This window comes from Clostridium sp. SM-530-WT-3G, assembly GCF_012843905.1.
Lineage (GTDB): Bacteria > Bacillota > Clostridia > Clostridiales > Clostridiaceae > Clostridium.
On sequence record NZ_JABAGC010000038.1, the window covers coordinates 1 to 19,792 of the forward strand.

Below are 19,792 nucleotides of genomic sequence, written 5' to 3' on the forward strand. Positions count from 1 at the left end.
CCTCAATAAGATTATATCATAAATAGAAATATATTTTTATATATTTTTATAGATTATTTTTAACAGTTAAAAGCCTCTCTAAAATCATAAACATTCTGTATTTTTATTCGTTTCTTTTTTATGTTGCTTTCTAAAATACTCACATGCATCTTTCACTTAAAAGTGTCTCCTAACTATTAATATTTATAACCTCAAAAAATACATTATATCATACATTTATTAATAGTATTTAGAATAGCCAAACTTTAATTATAACAAAAAGGAATTAGCTAAATACAGCTAATCCCTTTTGATTATATTATTTAAATGTTCCAATATCAGTTCTACAGTAAGAATCCTTAAAGCTTACATATTTAATATTGTCATATGCTTCTTTTCTAGCTTCTGCAACATCAGCTCCACAGCCTATTACTGATAAAACTCTTCCACCATTAGTTTTTAAAACTCCATCTTCTAGCTTTGCTCCAGCTAAAAATACCTTATCACGAACTTTTTCATCTATATTTATTTCATAACCTTTAGTAAAGCTTCCTGGGTATCCTTTAGATGCTAGTACTACATTTATACATACACCTTTCTTCCATTTTACTTCTGCCTTATCTAACTCTTCTCTAAGTGCCGCCTCAATAAGTTCAACAAGATCACTTTCCATTAAGTATAAAACAGATTGAGTTTCAGGATCCCCCATTCTCACATTATATTCTAAAAGATATACACCCTTTTTAGTTATCATTATTCCAAAGAATATAATTCCCTTAAAATCAAATCTTTCTTCACGTATTCCTTTTAGTGTATTTGCCATTATATTTTCTTCAAAATCCTTCATTACATCTTCTGTAACATATGGGTTTGGAGCCATTACTCCCATTCCACCAGTATTAGGTCCCTTACCTCCATCAAAAATCTGTTTATGATCTTTTCCTGATACGAAAGGAATTATAGTTTTTCCATCAGTTATTGAAAGAATTGATGCTTCAACACCTTCAAGAAATTCTTCTATTACAATTGTATTTCCAGCATTCCCAAACTTCTCATCAACCATACACTCATTTACTGCATTAATAGCCTCTTCTTTATTCTGACATATGATAACGCCTTTTCCTGCTGCAAGTCCATCAGCTTTAACTACAGTTGGATAAGTACATGTATTTAAATATTCCAAAGCCTTTGACACATCTGTAAATGTAGCATATTCTGCAGTTCTAACACCATATTTTTTCATAAAATCTTTTGAAAAACTCTTACTACCTTCAAGCATTGCTCCATTTTTAGCTGGTCCAAATATCTTTAGCCCCTCTTTCTTAAATTCGTTAACAATACCCTCAGTCAATGGATCTTCTGGTCCTACTACAGTAAGGTCAATAACCTCATTTTTAGCAAATTTAATTAAATCACTAATTTCTGTTAAATTAATATTTTCACATTTATTACAAACAGCAGTTCCACCATTTCCTGGAGCTACATATATCTTTTCTACCTTTGAACTTTGAGCCATCTTCCATGCTAATGCATGTTCTCTACCACCTGAACCAATTAAAAGAATTTTCATATTATAATCATCCCTTCTGATTTAAGTTAATTACTACATAAATACTAAAAGAAAATGTCTCTACAAGAAATTCTAAAATAATATTTAAAATATCTTTTAAAAAATCTCGTAGAGCCCTTAATTCTCTAATCACATAATATTAGTGTTTAAAATGTCTATATCCTGTGAAAATCATTGATATTCCATGCTCATTACAAGCATCAATTGATTCTTGATCCCTTATAGATCCACCTGGTTGAACTATTGCTTTAATTCCATATTTAGCAGCTTCATCAACAATATCTCTAAATGGGAAGAATGCATCTGAAGCTAAAATTGTAGCACCCTTTCCTCTTGCTAAAGCGTCTTTTGCTGGCCAAATTCTATTAACTTGCCCACCACCAATACCTACAGCAACACCATTATGAGCTGTAACTATTGCATTAGATTTAACATATTTAACTACCTTCATTCCAAATAATAAATCTTTCATCTCTTCATCAGTAGGTGCTTTTTCAGTAACTACCTTTATTTCATCAATAAGTTTCTTATCTTCTTCTTGAATAAGCATAGCACCATCAACTGTAACCATATATTTTTCTGCTTTAGGAGCATTGTGGAACTTAAGAACTCTTAAGTTCTTTTTAGTTTTTAATATTTCTAGAGCATCATCATCATAATCTGGCGCAGCTATAACTTCTAAGAATATTTTAACCATTTCTTCAGCAGTAGCTTTATCCACTTTTCTGTTAAATCCAACTATACCACCAAAAATTGAAGTTGGATCTACTTCATATGCTTTAGTATAAGCTTCATATGAATCATTACCTACAGCCACTCCACATGGTGTATTATGCTTTAATGCACAACATGCTGGTTCATCAAATTCATTAGCGCATTTCCAAGCTATATCAACGTCTTTGAAATTATTGTAAGAAAGTTCTTTTCCATTTAATGTTTCAAATGTATTCATAGCTCCATCAAGCATTGTTGAAGCATATACAGCTGCAGTTTGATGTGAATTTTCACCGTATCTAAGACCTTGCATTTTCTTATAAGAAACTGATAAATACTCTGGATATTCTTCTTCGTCATCAGCTAACATAAAGTTAGAAATAGCTGCATCATATGCACTCATAAGGTTGAATACTTTTCCTGCTAATTTCTTTTTAAATTTATAGCTTACTTCACCATTTTCATTTATTTCGTCCATTACTTTGCTGTAATCTTCTTTATTAGAAATAACCACAACATCTTGGAAGTTCTTAGCTGCAGCTCTAAGCATTGTAGGACCACCAATATCTATAAATTCAACTTTTTCTTCAAAAGATAGATCTTCTTTTACTTTTTCAAAGAATGGATATAAATTAACTACAACATAGTCTATAGTATGAATATCTCTTTCTTTTAAAGTATTCATATGTTCTTCATTACCTCTTATAGCTAATATTCCAGCATGAACTAATGGATGAAGTGTTTTAACTCTTCCGTCAAGCATTTCTGGAAAATTAGTAACTTCATTAATTTCAATTACATCTATTCCATTTTCTTTTAAATATCTATAAGTTCCACCTGTTGATACTATTTCAACATCCTTAGAAACTAAAAATTTAGCAAAATCTAAAACACCATCTTTATCAAATACACTTATTAAAGCTCTTTTTTTCATGAAAAACTAACCCTCCACTTATAACCCTAATTTTCTATAATCTTTGTTTTTCCATTTACAAATTTTACTTTTCCTTCGCTTATTAACTTTATTGCTTTTGGTAAAAGTTTATGCTCTTTTTCTAAAATTCTCTTTTGAAGAGTTTCAGCATCATCTTCAAAGTAAACAGGCACTGCATCTTGAAGAAGAATTGCTCCTCCATCAACATCTCCATTTACAAAATGTACAGTGCATCCCGAATATTTAGCCCCACTATTTACTACTGCTTCATGCACTTTTAATCCATACATTCCTGGACCGCAAAATGAAGGAATTAATGATGGATGTATATTTATAATTCTATTTTCAAATTCTTTTAGTATTTCTCCATCTAATATTGATAAGAAACCTGCAAGAACTATTAAGTCTACCTTTCCCTTTACAAGTTCAAGAATCTTATCACTAGATTGTTTTCCAAATTCTTTTCTTGAGACTACATAAGTTTTAATTCCATGCTTTTTAGCTCTTTCAAGTGCATAAATCCCATCTTTACTTGCTATAAGCATTTCTATTTTCACATTTAAATATTTGCTTTCCACAGCATCTATAATAGATTGAAAATCTGTTCCACCACCAGAGGCTAATACTGCTATCTTAAACAAACTCCTTCACCTCCAGCTGTAACACAGCCTATTTCATATGCTTTTTCTCCCATTTCTTCTAATGCGTGTATTATATCGTGTGAATCTTTTTCATCAACAGCCATAACAAACCCGATTCCCATATTGAATGTATTATACATATGATCTTTTTCTACGCCTTTTTCAACTATCTTATGGAATATAGGTGGTACTGGATAAGAATCCTTCTTAATCTCTGCAGTTAATTCTCTTCCATTAAACATTCTTGGAACATTTTCAATAAATCCTCCACCTGTTACATGAGCCATTCCCTTAATATCAAACTTTTCTAATAATTTAAGAACAGGTTTAACATAAATCTTAGTTGGAGTAAGTAATGTTTTCCATACAGGTTCTCCATTAAAATCTTCATTTAAATCTGGGAATAATTTTCTTACTAATGAATATCCATTAGAGTGAATTCCAGATGAAGCAATTCCTATTAACTTATTTCCGACCTCAATTTTGCTTCCATCAATTATCTTATCTTTATCTGCAACTCCTACTGCAAATCCAGCTATATCATATTCACCTTCATCATAAAATCCTGGCATTTCAGCAGTTTCTCCACCAATTAATGCACATTCAGACTCAAGACATCCATCTGCAACACCCTTTACTAAATCTGAAGATACTTCAGCTTCAAGTTTTCCACATGCAATGTAATCAAGGAAAAATAATGGTTTGGCTCCATGGCATAAAATATCATTTACACACATAGCAACACAGTCAATACCAACAGTATCGTATTTTCTATTTTTAAATGCTATTTCAAGCTTAGTTCCTACACCATCTGTACCTGAAACAAGAACTGGCTTTTTATATCCCTCTGGTATTTCAACCATTCCAGCAAAACTTCCAAGCCCATTTAAAACATACTTGCTCATTGTTTTTGCTGCATATTCCTTAATTAATTTTACACTTCTGTATCCTTCTTCTATATTAACGCCTGCTTCTTTATATGTAGTCATATTTATACTCCTCCTCTATTCTTCAACTGGTGCTGCAACAGGATAAACTCCATTAAAGCATCCCATACAAAGACCATCTTTACCACCACAACTTGCTTTTACGCCATCTTCACTTAAATATCCAAGATAATCTGCTCCAATTAAATCTCTTATTTGTTCTACACTATGATTTGCAGCAATAAGCTCACTTCTGTATGGTGTATCAATTCCAAAATAACATGGATATTTAACTCCAGGCGAAGCTATTAAGAAATTAATTTCCTTTACTCCAGCTTTTCTAAGCGAATCAATCAAATGTTTTGATGTAGTTCCTCTTACAATTGAATCATCAATAAGAACTATGCTCTTTCCTTCAAGATTTACTTTTAAAGGATTTAATTTAACAGCAACTGCTCTTTCTCTTATTTCCTGAGAAGGAGTAATAAATGTTCTTCCAACATATCTGTTCTTTATAAAACCTGTATCATATGGAATTCCAGACGCCTTAGCATATCCTATCGCTGCTGGTATTCCTGAATCCGGTACAGCTACAACAAGATCGGCTTTTATTGGATGTTCCTTATAAAGCTGCATTCCAGCTTGTACTCTTGTTGTATGAACATCTAGTCCATCTATTTTTGAATCAGGTCTTGCAAAATATATATATTCAAATGCACATGTTTGGCATTGAGTATTTTCTGAATATCTATATGAATGAACACCCTCATCATCAATAACAACTATTTCTCCTGGTTCTATATCACGAACAAGTTCAGCCCCTATTGCATCTAATGCACAGCTCTCAGAAGTAAGAATATATCCTTCATCAATTTTCCCTAGTGAAAGTGGTCTTATACCATGAGGATCTCTAGCTCCTATAAGTTTATCTTGTGACATGATTACAAGTGCAAATGAACCTCTTACAGCTGACATTGCATCAATAACTGCTTTAGTAAGTCCCTTTTTAGCACTTCTTGCAATAAGGCAAGCTATTACTTCTGAATCTATTGAAGTATGAAATATTTGTCCAGCATCTTCTAATAATTCTCTTATAACATTATCATTTACTAAGTTTCCATTGTGAGCCATAGCTATAGAGCCAATTTTAGATGTAGTAACTATTGGCTGAGCATTCTCTATTCCTTTACCACCTGCAGTTGAATATCTAACATGTCCAACAGCAATATGACCTTTTAATTTTTTCAAATCATCATGCTTAAAAGCATCTGTTATAAGTCCTAATCCTTTATGCGCATCAATTTTTTCTCCATTAGCAACTGCAATTCCAGCACTTTCTTGCCCCCTATGCTGAAGTGCATAAAGTCCATAATAAGTAATTGCTGCAACATCAACAGTTTTTTCCTTGTTTGTATAAACACCAAAGACTCCACATTCATCCTTAAATTTTTCCAAACTTGGATCCATAATTAATTCAAAATCCGTTTTTGTCATGAACTCTATCCTCTCACTTATAATTTCTTTTAAAGATTAATACAGGACACATTAGAACCTACATAAACGTTAGGTTCTATGTGACATAATTTTAGATTTCCTAAACAGTTTTAATATTAAATTATTATTTAGAAATTCTCTTTAAGATTTCGATATACGCATCTTCAACATTACCTAAATCTCTTCTAAATCTATCCTTATCTAATTTTTCTCCTGTAGTAGCATCCCAGAATCTACAAGTATCAGGTGAAATTTCATCAGCTAAAACTATAGTTCCATCTGAAGTCTTGCCAAATTCTATCTTAAAGTCGATTAAGTTAATATTTTCTTTTGCAAATGCATCCTTTAAAATATTGTTTATTTTAGCTGTCATATCTAAGATTGTATCTATTTCTTCAAAAGTTGCTGCTCCAATACCTACAGCATGATATCTATTTATTAATGGATCACCTAATTCATCATTTTTATATGAAAATTCAAATACTGTAGTCTTTAATGGTGTTCCTTCTTTAAGACCTAATCTCTTAGCCATAGATCCTGCAGCCACATTTCTTACAATTACTTCAAGAGGTACTATTTCAACTTTCTTACATAATTGTTCTCTATCGCTTAACTTTTTAATAAAGTGAGTTTTTATTCCTTGTTTTTCTAATTGTTCAAAAAGAATTGAAGTAATTTTGTTGTTCATAACTCCTTTATCATGTATTTGACCTTTCTTTTCACCATTGAATGCTGTTGCATCATCTTTGTAGTAGATTACAACCTCATCTTTATTGTCAGTAGCATATACTTTCTTAGCTTTTCCTTCATATAACATTTCTTTCATTTCCATTATAATTCCACTCCTTCAGCATTATCTTCAATAAATTTTTTCTTCATATTTGTTCTAAATTCTATTAATTTATTTTTAAGTTCTTCATTATTAACTGATAACATCTGTACTGCTAACATTCCTGCATTGTAACTGTTATTAATTCCTACAGTTGCTACTGGAATTGACTTAGGCATTTGAACTATTGAGTAAAGTGCATCTACTCCTTCAAGTGCAGCCTTAACTGGTATACCTATTACAGGCAAAATGGTTTTAGAAGCTATTACTCCTGGTAAATGTGCTGCAAGTCCTGCTCCTGCAATTATTACCTTACACCCTTCTTTTTCAACTTCTGCTATAATTTCTTCTAATTTTTCTGGTACTCTATGAGCTGAAAGAACAAATGCTTTATATGTAATTCCAAATTCCTTTAAAGCATTAGCTGCTCCTCTCATAACTTCAGTATCAGATTTACTACCGAAAAATATTGCTACTTCCATCTTAAGAAAAACTTCCTTTCGTAATCTATCTTTTCTGAAGAAAGATGATCCTTCTCACCTTTCTTCAGCACCTTTTCACAATTCTTTACTAACATTTAACCAATCAGTAAAATATATTTTAAGAAATTCTGTAGGAATTTCATCCTAAACTGTTAACTATCAACTGTTACTTGTTAACTGTTATTTTTTTATTATGTTAGCTAAGTTCGAGAAAACAAATCAAAGATTTGGACTCTCACTTATCTATTTGAAATATTTAACTCCTGATTCAAATATCTTTTGGTCAAAGTCTCCTGGAATATTCTTATAAACATTTTCTCCAACTCTTTCTGAGTGACCCATTTTACCAAGTACTCTTCCATCTGGACTTGTAATACCTTCTATACCAAACATAGATCCATTTGGATTGAATGGCATGTTAAGTGATACATTTCCTTCTAAATCAACATATTGAGTTGCTACTTGTCCATTTGCTATTAATTCTTTAATTAAGCTTTCTGGTGCAACAAATCTACCTTCACCATGTGAAATTGCTACTGAATGAATATCTCCAGCTTTTACTTCACTAAACCATGGTGATTTATTTGATGTAACTCTAGTTCTAACTATTGAAGACATATGTCTGTTTATATTGTTATAAGTTAATGTAGCCATATCTTCCTTAATATCTACGATTTCACCATAAGGTACTAATCCTAATTTGATTAATGCTTGGAAGCCGTTACATATACCAAGAGCTAGTCCATCTCTATTTTTAAGAAGTTCCATTACTGAATTTGCTATTCTTTCATTTCTTAATGCATTAGCAATGAATTTACCTGATCCATCTGGCTCATCCCCTGCTGAGAATCCTCCTGGAATCATAAGTATTTGTGCACTATCAATTTCTTTTGCTAATCTTTCAATTGAATCATTTAGTGCTTCCTTAGTAATATTTCTAAATACTACTTGTGAAACTTCAGCGCCTTGTTTTTCAAATGCTCTTGCACAGTCATATTCACAGTTGTTTCCTGGGAATACTGGAATAACAACCTTTGGCTTAGCTATTTTAATCTTAGGTGATGCATAAGATTTAGCTTCAAATAGTGGTGTTTCAACTTTTTCATTTACATCATCAGTCTTAATTTCATAAACCTTAGTTAATTTTTCTTCATAAGCAGTTTGTAAATCACTTAAATCTAAATCCATGTCATATTCTCTACTTACGATAGAAGCTTTTCCTATTGTCTTACCGATTTCTTTATATAAACATTCTTTAAATTCATCTGCTACATTTACATCACTCTTAACTTCAAGAATTGCACATCCATAGTTGAATCCGAATAATTCTTCCTTAGTTAAGTTTTCTACTTCTGCACCAATCTTATTTCCTAGAGCCATCTTAGTTATAGCTTCTGATGCTCCACCATATTTAAGAGCAGATGCTGCAAGTACTTTTCCTTCTTGGCTTAATCTATATAAAACGTCTAAATTCTTTTTATATTTTTCTATATTAATTGTTCCATCTTCATTCTTTTCAGTTAAAAGCATTACTAATTTTGATCCAGCTTCTTTAAATTCAGCAGATACAACTTTTGCTGCTTTTTCAACTCCTACTGCAAATGAAACAAGTGTTGGAGGTACGTCTAAATCTCCAAAGCTTCCTGACATTGAATCTTTACCACCTATAGCTGCAATTTCAAGAGCCATTTGTACTTCATATGCTCCAAGTAATGCTGCAAATGGTTTACCCCATCTTGAAGAATCTTTTCCTAGTTTTTCAAAGTACTCTTGGAATGTTAAATAAGCTTTTCTGAAGTTTCCACCCATACATGCAAGCTTTGTTACACTTTCAATTACAGCATAATATGCCATATGATATGGACTCCATGTTCCAAGTTCAGGATTGCATCCAAATGTCATTATAGAAGCTTCTTTACTTTCACCATTTAATACTGGTATTTTAGCTGCCATACCATCTTGTGGAGTTTTTTGATACTTACCACCGAATGGCATAAGAACAGTTCCGCCACCTATTGTTGCATCGAATCTTTCACTTAATCCTTGTTGTGATGCAACATTTAATTTCTTTAAATTATTTACCCATTCATCTTTTACATTAACGTCTTTTACTTCATATGGATAAACTACTGGATTTTTAACAGTTACTTCAGTTTTTTGAGTAGCTCCGTTTGTATCTAGGAAAGTTCTCTTTAAGTCAACTATGTTCTTTCCTCTCCAGTAAAGTCTTAATCTATCTGTATCAGTAACATTTGCAACTAATGTAGCTTCTAAGTTTTCTTCATTTGAAAGTCTGATGAATTCATCAGCATTTTCCTTAGTAACTACAACAGCCATTCTTTCTTGAGATTCCGAAACAGCTAATTCTGTTCCATCTAAACCTTCATATTTCTTAGTTACCTTATCTAAATCTATATCTAATCCTCTGCAAAGTTCTCCTATAGCAACTGAAACTCCACCAGCTCCAAAGTCGTTACATCTCTTAATCATTTTTGCTACTTTAGGATTTCTAAATAATCTTTGAAGTTTTCTTTCTGTAGGTGCATTACCTTTTTGAACTTCTGCTCCACATTCACTTAATGAATCAACAGTATGTTCCTTTGATGAACCTGTAGCTCCACCAACACCATCTCTTCCTGTTCTTCCACCAAGTAAGATTATTACATCACCAAGAGATGGTTCTTCTCTTACTACATTTTCCTTTGGTGCAGCAGCTATAACTGCTCCAACTTCCATTCTTTTAGCCATGTAGTTTGGATGATATAATTCTTGAACCTGTCCTGTTGCTAGTCCTATTTGATTACCATATGAGCTATATCCATGAGCTGCTCCAAGAACGATTTTTCTTTGAGGAAGTTTTCCTTCTAAAGTATCTTCAACTGGTACTATTGGATCTGCAGCTCCAGTAACTCTCATAGCTTGATATACGTAAGTTCTACCTGATAATGGATCTCTTATTGCTCCACCAAGACATGTAGCAGCTCCACCAAATGGTTCTATTTCAGTTGGGTGGTTATGTGTTTCATTCTTAAACATTACAAGGTAATCTTCAGTACCTTTATTAGTTTCAACTTTTACATTGATTGAACATGCATTGATTTCTTCTGAAATATCTAAAGCTTCAAGTTTTCCTCTTTTTCTAAGCTCCTTCATTGCAATAACAGCAATGTCCATAAGAGTTTTATTTTTTTGTTTATCTCCGTAAACAAATTCTCTTGCCTTTAAATATTTATCATAGCTTGTCCTTATTGGTGCTGTATAAGTACCTTCTTCTATATGTACATCTTCTAATACAGTTGAAAAAGTTGTGTGTCTACAGTGATCTGACCAGTAAGTATCTATAACTTTAATTTCAGTTATAGTAGGTTCTCTTTTTTCTTCCTTAAAATAATCTTGTATCATAACAAGGTCATCAATACTCATTGCTAGACCTAACTCTTTGTGGAATTCTTTTAATTCATTAACATCTTTATTGATAAATCCGTTTAAGATTTGAACGTCTTTAGGTATGCTTGGCGCTTGTGATAAATCAGTACTCTTTATATCCACTTCTCTTGAATCTACTGGATTTATATAGTAGTCTTTGATTTTTTCAATTTCGCCTTTTAAAAGGTTTCCTTTTAAAATAATAATTTTTGCAGATTTGATTTCTATTTTATCTTCGGCTGTTAAAAGAGATAAACATTCAGAAGCCGAGTCAGCTCTTTGATCATATTGACCTGGCAAATATTCAACGCCAAAAGCTACTTCTCCTTGGCTAATTGGTAAATCAGATTCATAAACTTTGTCCACAGTTAACTCTGAGAAAATTGTGTGTAACGACTTTTTATAATATTCTTCATTTATTTCTGGAATAATATATTTATTTACTAATCTTACATTTTCTAAGTTAGCTATGCCTAAGTTTTCTTTAAAATCTTTCAATAAACTTTGAGCTTCTACATTAAACCCTTGTTTTTTCTCAACAAACACGATTCTAACATTTGACATTTCGATTCCTCCAAAATCTTATGAAATTCAGCTTGAACATTACCTCTTTGTAATGCGAATATTTTTTATCATTATCAAATTATCTTTCGTAACTTCATTTTAAGATTACCATTCAATCCGTATATTGTCAATTAATTTTATGTTATTTTTTATGTTTCGTGTCATTTTTACGAATTTTATTCTATTGAAATGTTTTTATAGTTCGATATAGTTATTTTATTCCATCACACTCTTAAATATAATCACAAATATTAATATAATAAAACTTTATTTAATAATCTCATAAAATAATATAAATTATGTAGAATATTGTCTTAGTATTTTCATAATAAAAAGGCAGCACTTACTGCTGCCTTTTTATTATAAATTTAATATTTCATCTGAAACTGCAAAATGATCAAAATCTGCATATCCACCTTTATATTTTGTAGCATAATTAAATAAGGCAAAACGGTATCCCATAAAATGTGACAAGTCATATTTTAGCTCTATAGTTTCTCCTATTCTATTCCATACTAATCCATCAATACTATAATAAAAATACGCTTCATCAATTTGATTTTTAAAATTAAAATCTACTCTTAGATACACTGTATTAGTTTGTATATTTACTCTACTTATCTCTTCAGTACTGCCATTAATACCTTTTTCCATAACTACATACTTCTTATTATTACTAATATTCACTCCTACAAATCCATAATGATTTTGAAATGCTGATATTCCTGCATAATCTCCATCTTTCATATTTTTAATATCAATAGCTATACTTCCACTACATTGAGGCCCATATGTTCTTTGAGTTAATGTATTTTTAGCATCATGAATACTTTTGCTTATCTTGCTATTTTTTAGCCTTAAAAATCCTTTTCTATCCTTTAGTGACCAGCTTGAATTATCTGGATTATGATTCCATTGCCATACTTTGTTAAGTTCATCTTCATCAAAATTATCACTTCTAATAAATCCATGGTAAAAATCTGAGCTTACAAAATTTATATCTTTAGAATCATCTTCAATAACAGGCCATCCATCTTCCCATTTTACAGGAATTATAAAAGGTATACGTCCTACTGCTCCATAATCCTCAAACAAAAAAGCATACCACTTTCCATCTTTTGAATCTATGAGACCACCCTGTGCTATTCCATCTGTAGTGCTTTCTTTTAACAATACTCTGCTTTCATATTCACCATCTATTTTATCTGCTCTATGAACAATTTGACTTCTTACACTATCTTTAGGCCACATAATATTAAAAATATAATATTTATCATTAATCTTTTGAATGTGAGTTCCTTCAGCTACAAGACCCTCGCCTTTCCATTCTTTATCTGCACTATTAGCATTATCTATAATCTTTTTATTAATTCCATTTTCTTTTATTCTAAATCCTGAATTCTTATCAGATGTAATATGCTCTATTTCTGTAATATAAATATCTCCACCCCCATAAACAAGATATATTTTTTCATCATCATCTATAAAAAATGCAGCATCTCGATAAACGCCATCAAATTCAGATCTTACCCAAGGTCCATTTTCTATATCCTGCGTCTGGTATATATATGTCTTACCAGATTCTCCAGCACTATGAGAACTAAATTCAACATAAAAATATTCACCATCAAATTTAATACTGCTTGCCCAAGATCCTTTTCCATATTCATATTTTCCATTTCTAAGCTCCTGTTTATCATCTCTTTCTAAGATATCGTATACATAATTAATAATATCCCACTTAATTAAATCCTTAGATTTCATTATTGGTACACCTGGATTCATATGCATTGTAGTACTAGTCATATAGTACACATCATTAACTCTTATAATATCTAAGTCAGGAATATCCGAATAGATTACGTTATACATTTAAATCCCCCCATAAATTTAATATTTTCATATTAATTATACCTTTACATTTTTTTACATTCAATATATTTCAGAATTTAATAAAAAATATTTCAAAGTTTACAGAAGTAGACTTTGAAATACTTTCTATATTTATATATTTATTATTTTTAATATTCATACTTTTAATTAAATTGTATGAATATACTACTGTAATACACAAAATATTATAGAGTAAATCTTAGTGTAAATTATAATCATATAATCTTAAATTAAGATACAATTCGAAAAGTTTCTAAGATAATTTATAAAAGTTAATCAATTTAAATTTGTTATATAAAATCTATTTTGCACTTCTATTTATATACTCTGATCTAAGTTTTGAATAAACTATTTTTTGACTACTATATAAACCATAATATCCAGACAGTGTATAACTAACTCCACACACAATTGAGAATAAAACTATATCCTGAGCACCAAAAAGTTCTATACTTAATATTATGGATGTAATAAGAGTATTTGCTACTCCACAGAATAATGAAACAAGACCTACAGCTGCGCCAAACCCAGGGTCTAATCCTAGAAATCCTCCCACAACACATCCAAATGTAGCACCCACAAAAAATGTTGGTACTATTTCTCCACCTTTATATCCTGATTCTATAGTGATTGCTGTAAATATTATTTTCAAAAGAAATGCCATCGTTTTAGCCTTTCCATTTATAGCATCATCTATTATATTCATACCTGCACCATTATAATCTCTACTTCCTACTAGTAGTGTAAGTATTACAATAATAGTCCCTCCTATAAAGACTCTAAGATATTTATTTTTTATATATTTACTGAATAAAAAATTTGTTTTATGTAATGCTTCACAGAAGATTATGCTTACAACTGCACATAACATAGCTAACACTACAACCTTTATAATATTTTCTGCATTAAATTCAGGTATTACCTGTAAAGTATATCTTACAGGTTTAAGCTTAAAAAGAAGTGATATTCTATATGCAACTATAGATGCTACAATACATGGAATAAAACTCGAGTAATGTATAATTCCTATACTAATAACTTCCATTGCAAAAAATGTTGCAGTAAGCGGAGTACCAAAAAGAGCTGAAAACACACTACTCATCCCACAGATAGTTACAAGATGCATATCTTTTTCATCTAACCCTATAATTTTTCCAATTCTTGAACCAATACTTCCTCCAAGTTGAAGTGCTGCACCTTCTCTACCTGCAGATCCACCAAATAATTGTGTAATCACTGTACTTATAAAAATAAGTGGTGCCATACTGGTTGGTACTTCTCCATCTTTTCTTACTGAGTCTATTACTAAATTTGTTCCTGCTTCATTATGAGCATGTGATAAATTATATAAGAAAATTATTGCTAGACCAGCAAAAGGAAGAAAATACAGAATATTTCCATGGTTTATACGATACTCTGTAGCCCACTCAACACTTAAATGAAACAAACTTCCTACAGTTCCACCAACAATTCCTGTAAATGCTGAAATCAAAACCCATTTTATAAATATCGTATTATATCTACGTATCACACTTAATCTCTTACTAATAACTTCTTCCACAAAATCACCTCATCCTAATGTTTTATACATAAGAAATTAAACATTTACAAAAAATAAAGGCCATAAGAAAAAAATCTTATGACCACTAATTGCTACTATCTATCAAAGTTTCTGTTGTTTCTTTGAGCTTTTCTAGCTTTTCTACATTCTGGACATCTAACTGGATCGTTATCAAATCCTTTTTCTTTGTAGAATTCTTGTTCTCCAACTGAGAAAATGAATTCTTTTCCACAGTCTTTACATACTAAAGTCTTATCTTCCATTATAAAAATCCTCCCTTTTCAAAGATTGTAACCTTATACTTAACTAATCTCTGAAACAGAGGCCAATTTCGAGTATTGATTAAATCTTGAATTATCTTACTTATTAAGAATATCATACTTTTATTTATATTTCAATACTATTTATTACAATTAATCCTAAAAGATTAAACGGTTTTCAAGTTTTCCCAGATTCATAGAAACTATTCTATCAGCTACATTTTTAGCAAATTCCATATCATGTGTTATTATCATCATGCTCATACCTTTTCCACTTAAACTCTTTATTAATGACGCCACTTCATTGGTAAGTCCTGGGTCAAGTGCAGATGTTGGTTCATCAAAACACATTATCTTAGGTTCTAGTATAAGAGCCCTTCCTATTGCAACTCTTTGTCGTTGTCCTCCAGATAATTGAAATGGATAATTGTCCTTTTTGTTCAATAACCCTAAAAAGCCAAGAGTCTCTTCTGCCCTTTTTATGGCCTCATCTTTTGGGATACCAAGTACTCTTCGAGGTGCTTCTATAAGATTCTCTATAACAGTCATATGCGGAAATAAATTAAAGCTCTGAAATACTAATCCTATATCTTTTCTTAATTTTCTTATTGTCTTTTTATCAACATATTTACCGCCTTTACATAACACTTTTCCATTGATTTCAATATCTCCATTATCACAATATTCAAGTGCATTCACACATCTTAGTAAAGTTGTTTTACCTCCACCTGAATTACCTACTACAACTAATATTTCTCCACTTTTTATATCTAAATCAATCCCTTTTAGTACTTCAGTATCTCCAAATCTCTTTTTAACATTTCTAATTTTAAGCATGAATAACACCACCTTTACTTGTAATAGTCGTATTTCTTTTCAATTCTCTTTAAAACTCCACTAAATATACCTATTATTATTAAATAAACAGCTCCCACCACTAGAAGAGGCAATAATGAAACATCTCTATTTGATGCTATTTTACCCACTTTAAGAAGTTCATCTAATCCTACTATATACACAAGTGATGTATCTTTAACAAGAGTAGTTATTTCATTAGCTACTGGTGGAAGGACTGTTTTAAATGCTTGAGGAAGTATAATTCTTAATAATGTATCTTTCTTTGTTAATCCTAAAACTTCAGCACCTTCAATTTGTCCATCATCAATAGATTGAATACCACTTCTGAATATTTCTCCAAAATAAGCTGCATAATTCAAACTAAAAGCTATAATTGCTGCAGTAAATCTATCAAATGATATTCCCACTAATGGTAATCCAAAAAATATAACCGTTATTTGCAGCAATAAAGGAGTACCTCTCATTATAAGTACATACAAACCGCTTAATTTACTCAAAATAAAAGATTTAGATGTTCTCATTAAAGCTACTACAATTCCTAATGGAATTGATATAATCAAAGTCACAGCAAAAACTTCCAGCGTCACCTTAAGCCCATCTAATACTTGTGGCATAAGTTCTAATATATAATTCAAAGTCACTCCTCCGTCCATTAATTTCTATACAATAATTATTTTAAAACAATATCTTCACCAAACCACTTTTTCGATATTTCTCCTGCTGTTCCATCTTCAATTACCATACTCAATGCAGAATTGAAAGCCTCTGTAAATTCAGCATCTCCTTTTCTCATGCCTACACCATATTGTTCATCTCCAAAATTATCACTTAATATCTTATATTTATTTTCGCCTCTCTCTTTTATATAATATCTAGCCATAATTTCATCAACAACGATGGCATCAAGTCTTCCCGCTTCTAAATCCATTAATGCTTGATTATTATCTTCAAATGTAATAAGTTTTCCTCCTACAAAAGTATCCATTACATCTTTTTCAGCTTCTACAGCATCTACAGCTGTAGATTCATTCTGTGCTCCAACCTTTTTACCTTTTAAATCTGCTTTCGAATTTATATCTGAATTTGCAAGTGTTACTATTATCTGTGTATTATTTAAATATGGATTTGAAAATTGAACCTTTTCTTTTCTTTCATTATTTATGGAATATCCATTCCATATTAAATCTATATTTCCACCGTCTAATTCTGTTTCTTTCATACTCCAGTCTATTGGTTGAAATTTAACCTTCTTATCAAGTTTTTCCCCTACAGCTTTAGCAAGTTCAACATCAAATCCTTCTAATTGTCCATTTTCATCTTTAAATCCCATTGGAACAAATGTATCATCCATCCCTACAATTAATTCTTCTTTATCCATATATTTTTTTGAATTATTTGAATTAGATGATGCTTTATTAGAACTTCCACACCCAATCATACTTACTCCCATAACAGCCACTACCCCAATAGTTGCTACTTTTTTTATTAATCTGCTTATACTCATTGCTTTTCCCCCTATCTGCTTTCCTTATTTATTACTTTACTATACTAAAGCGTTACAGTCAAGTAGTTTTATCTCATTTTAATATTCGCATATAAAAATTGACCAAACAACTCATAATTTACTAAAAAATAATTGCCAGCATGAAAATTCAATCATACTAGCAATCATTATTATTGGTTTCCAAGTCTATTTAATGCACTTTGTAGGTCATCAATCTGAGATTCAAATTCATCTACAGTATCCGTTATTTTTTCCTTATCAATTGGGTCTTTAAAATCATCAATTCTATCTTTAACATCATCTGCTTTATCTTCTAATTCATCAAGTTTATCTGATATTTCATCAACTTTTGATTTTATATCATCACTCTTACCACTAAGATCTAGTTCATTTATCTTATCAGTAAGTTCATCTACCTTATCAGTTAACTCTTTTACCTTGTCTGCAGTTTCACTATCACCATCATCTAACTTATCAGCTATATCAGCTGGCATAGTTTTTAACTTATCCATAAGTTCAGATACTTTTTCTGAATCAAATACTTCATCTATTTTATCATTTGATAAATCAGTTGCTTCGCTCTGATTAATTTGAAGTATATAATCATCTTGTAATTCAATTTTACTGCATCCAGATATGGAAAAACTAAGTGTTGATGCTACTGCGCATATTGCTAAACCTAATAATTTTCTCTTCAATCTTTTCACCTCAGCTCATTTTATACCGACAAGTATATATTAATACTTTTTGCTCTATAATTCAATCTATACAAATTCGGTATAATGAACTTATGTTAATATTGCTTATGCTTCACTTATATATAATCCTATATTTATATCTTTTTAAACTTCTGCAGCAAGAAATATTTCTTCATTAAATTCACCTTCTTGTTTTGCTACTATTGTTGTACATACTGCATCTCCAGTAACATTCACTGCAGTTCTAGTCATATCTAATATTCTATCAATTCCCATAATTAATCCGATACCTTCAACTGGTAATCCTACTGAATTAAATACCATTGATAATGTTATAAGTCCAACACCTGGAACTCCTGCTGTACCTATTGATGCCAAAGTTGCAGTAAGTATTACTGTAATATATTCATTAATACCTAAATGTATTCCAAATGCTTGAGCTACAAACACAACAGCAACCCCTTGCATTATAGCTGTACCATCCATATTTATTGTTGCTCCAAGTGGAACTGTAAATGATGATATTTTTTCTGAAACACCAATCTTACCATCTAATGTCTCTATAGATAATGGTATTGTTGCATTTGATGATGCAGTTGAAAATGCGAAACTCATAACTGTTGTAAACTTCTTTAAGAATATCTTAGGACTAAGCTTTGCAAATCCCTTTAACATCATCATGTATGTAACTAAACATTGTACTGCTAAAGCAAGCATTACTGCAAAGATATATTTTAACATTGGTGCAAAAGCACTCCACCCTATATTTGAGAATGTTGTAGCAATCAAACAAAATACCCCAACAGGAGCTGCTTTCATTACTATCATTGTCATATTCATCATTATTTCATTAAACTGTGCAAAAAATGTTGCAACTGCTTTTCCCTTTTCCTTCATTGTAGCTAGAATTATACCTACTAATAATGCAAATACAATTATTTGTAGCATGTTTCCACTCGCCAAAGAATTAATTGGATTTGTTGGAATTATATCTAATAATACATCTGATAAAGGTTTTGATTCATTTACTGTAGTCTCCACAACTTGTATACTTGACATATCAAGCCCTACTCCTGGGTTTATAACCTTACCTATTCCTATAGCTATTGATATAGCTATTGCTGTAGTAGCAATATAAAACATCATTGTTTTCACACCAACTCGTCCAAGTTTTTTAGTATCTCCAATAGCCATACTTCCACAAACAAGAGAACAGAATACAAGTGGAACAACAAGCATTTGCATAGCTCTTAAAAAGCCTTTACCTACAACTTTAAACACTCCCCCAATTAGAAATGTATCTCTAAAATAACTTTCTGGAACATTATATAAAATAATTCCACAAATTGCTCCAAGTATTAATCCTATAAATATTTTTGTTGTCAATCCTAATTTTCTTTTCATAACGTACCCCCAATTTTCTTCGTTAAATGAATTAAAAATATTTTTTCTTGCATTT

At 30.9% G+C, this 19,792-nt stretch carries 16 protein-coding genes; all 16 read right to left on the reverse strand.

Annotation, left to right across the window (positions count from 1 at the left end; translation table 11 throughout):
• Positions 1 to 298: 298 nt before the first annotated feature.
• On the reverse strand, positions 299 to 1,549 hold the full coding sequence (gene purD / locus HF850_RS12280; RefSeq protein WP_169105736.1) for a phosphoribosylamine--glycine ligase: 1,251 nt from the start codon (positions 1,547 to 1,549) through the stop codon (positions 299 to 301).
• A 139-nt stretch (positions 1,550 to 1,688) separates the two neighbouring features.
• Complete coding sequence (gene purH, locus HF850_RS12285) at positions 1,689 to 3,197, reverse strand: bifunctional phosphoribosylaminoimidazolecarboxamide formyltransferase/IMP cyclohydrolase (protein ID WP_169105737.1); 1,509 nt, start codon at positions 3,195 to 3,197, stop codon at positions 1,689 to 1,691.
• A gap of 26 nt (positions 3,198 to 3,223) precedes the next feature.
• Positions 3,224 to 3,838, reverse strand: coding sequence for a phosphoribosylglycinamide formyltransferase (purN, locus tag HF850_RS12290; RefSeq protein ID WP_169105738.1), 615 nt, complete (start codon positions 3,836 to 3,838; stop codon positions 3,224 to 3,226).
• Positions 3,826 to 4,827, reverse strand: a complete 1,002-nt coding sequence (gene purM, locus HF850_RS12295) for a phosphoribosylformylglycinamidine cyclo-ligase (protein ID WP_169105739.1) — start codon at positions 4,825 to 4,827, stop codon at positions 3,826 to 3,828. The genes purN and purM overlap by 13 nt, the downstream gene beginning before the upstream one ends.
• A 15-nt stretch (positions 4,828 to 4,842) precedes the next feature.
• Positions 4,843 to 6,258, reverse strand: coding sequence for an amidophosphoribosyltransferase (purF, locus tag HF850_RS12300; protein WP_169105740.1), 1,416 nt, complete (start codon positions 6,256 to 6,258; stop codon positions 4,843 to 4,845).
• A gap of 124 nt (positions 6,259 to 6,382) precedes the next feature.
• Positions 6,383 to 7,090 (reverse strand): phosphoribosylaminoimidazolesuccinocarboxamide synthase, encoded by a 708-nt coding sequence (purC, locus tag HF850_RS12305; RefSeq protein WP_169105741.1) that lies wholly within the window; start codon positions 7,088 to 7,090, stop codon positions 6,383 to 6,385.
• Positions 7,090 to 7,569: a 5-(carboxyamino)imidazole ribonucleotide mutase gene (gene purE / locus HF850_RS12310; protein WP_169105742.1), complete on the reverse strand. Its 480-nt coding sequence runs from the start codon at positions 7,567 to 7,569 to the stop codon at positions 7,090 to 7,092. Before purE ends, purC begins: the two co-directional genes overlap by 1 nt.
• A gap of 243 nt (positions 7,570 to 7,812) precedes the next feature.
• Positions 7,813 to 11,559: a phosphoribosylformylglycinamidine synthase gene (locus HF850_RS12315; protein ID WP_169105743.1), complete on the reverse strand. Its 3,747-nt coding sequence runs from the start codon at positions 11,557 to 11,559 to the stop codon at positions 7,813 to 7,815.
• Between the two features lie 360 nt (positions 11,560 to 11,919).
• Entirely contained in the window at positions 11,920 to 13,431 is a 1,512-nt protein-coding gene (locus HF850_RS12320; protein WP_169105744.1) for a glycoside hydrolase 43 family protein, read from the reverse strand.
• A gap of 322 nt (positions 13,432 to 13,753) precedes the next feature.
• On the reverse strand, positions 13,754 to 15,013 hold the full coding sequence (locus HF850_RS12325; protein ID WP_169105745.1) for a chloride channel protein: 1,260 nt from the start codon (positions 15,011 to 15,013) through the stop codon (positions 13,754 to 13,756).
• 95 nt (positions 15,014 to 15,108) lie between these two features.
• On the reverse strand, positions 15,109 to 15,276 hold the full coding sequence (locus HF850_RS12330; protein ID WP_169105746.1) for a zinc-ribbon domain-containing protein: 168 nt from the start codon (positions 15,274 to 15,276) through the stop codon (positions 15,109 to 15,111).
• Positions 15,277 to 15,432: 156 nt separating this feature from the next.
• Complete coding sequence (locus HF850_RS12335) at positions 15,433 to 16,110, reverse strand: amino acid ABC transporter ATP-binding protein (RefSeq protein ID WP_169105747.1); 678 nt, start codon at positions 16,108 to 16,110, stop codon at positions 15,433 to 15,435.
• 14 nt (positions 16,111 to 16,124) lie between these two features.
• Positions 16,125 to 16,766, reverse strand: coding sequence for an amino acid ABC transporter permease (locus tag HF850_RS12340; RefSeq protein WP_169105748.1), 642 nt, complete (start codon positions 16,764 to 16,766; stop codon positions 16,125 to 16,127).
• A 35-nt stretch (positions 16,767 to 16,801) separates the two neighbouring features.
• A complete protein-coding gene (locus HF850_RS12345) occupies positions 16,802 to 17,635 on the reverse strand; it encodes an amino acid ABC transporter substrate-binding protein (RefSeq protein ID WP_169105749.1) in 834 nt (277 codons plus the stop codon).
• 170 nt (positions 17,636 to 17,805) lie between these two features.
• Positions 17,806 to 18,333 carry a hypothetical protein gene (locus HF850_RS12350; RefSeq protein WP_169105750.1) on the reverse strand — a complete coding sequence of 176 codons (528 nt, stop codon included), beginning with the start codon at positions 18,331 to 18,333 and terminating at the stop codon, positions 17,806 to 17,808.
• A gap of 144 nt (positions 18,334 to 18,477) precedes the next feature.
• Positions 18,478 to 19,737 (reverse strand): dicarboxylate/amino acid:cation symporter, encoded by a 1,260-nt coding sequence (locus tag HF850_RS12355; RefSeq protein ID WP_169105751.1) that lies wholly within the window; start codon positions 19,735 to 19,737, stop codon positions 18,478 to 18,480.
• Between the last annotated feature and the right edge of the window lie 55 nt (positions 19,738 to 19,792).

Excerpts from the sequence above, each read along its gene's own strand:
- HF850_RS12355 (WP_169105751.1), bottom strand. The coding sequence starts at position 19,737 with ATGAAAAGAAAATTAGGATTGACAACAAAAATATTTATAGGATTAATA.
- purH (WP_169105737.1), bottom strand. The coding sequence starts at position 3,197 with ATGAAAAAAAGAGCTTTAATAAGTGTATTTGATAAAGATGGTGTTTTA.
- purF (WP_169105740.1), bottom strand. The coding sequence starts at position 6,258 with ATGACAAAAACGGATTTTGAATTAATTATGGATCCAAGTTTGGAAAAA.
- HF850_RS12330 (WP_169105746.1), bottom strand. The coding sequence starts at position 15,276 with ATGGAAGATAAGACTTTAGTATGTAAAGACTGTGGAAAAGAATTCATT.
- purM (WP_169105739.1), bottom strand. The coding sequence starts at position 4,827 with ATGACTACATATAAAGAAGCAGGCGTTAATATAGAAGAAGGATACAGA.
- HF850_RS12320 (WP_169105744.1), bottom strand. The coding sequence starts at position 13,431 with ATGTATAACGTAATCTATTCGGATATTCCTGACTTAGATATTATAAGA.
- purC (WP_169105741.1), bottom strand. The coding sequence starts at position 7,090 with ATGGAAATGAAAGAAATGTTATATGAAGGAAAAGCTAAGAAAGTATAT.
- HF850_RS12315 (WP_169105743.1), bottom strand. The coding sequence starts at position 11,559 with ATGTCAAATGTTAGAATCGTGTTTGTTGAGAAAAAACAAGGGTTTAAT.
- HF850_RS12345 (WP_169105749.1), bottom strand. The coding sequence starts at position 17,635 with ATGAGTATAAGCAGATTAATAAAAAAAGTAGCAACTATTGGGGTAGTG.
- purD (WP_169105736.1), bottom strand. The coding sequence starts at position 1,549 with ATGAAAATTCTTTTAATTGGTTCAGGTGGTAGAGAACATGCATTAGCA.
- HF850_RS12335 (WP_169105747.1), bottom strand. The coding sequence starts at position 16,110 with ATGCTTAAAATTAGAAATGTTAAAAAGAGATTTGGAGATACTGAAGTA.
- purE (WP_169105742.1), bottom strand. The coding sequence starts at position 7,569 with ATGGAAGTAGCAATATTTTTCGGTAGTAAATCTGATACTGAAGTTATG.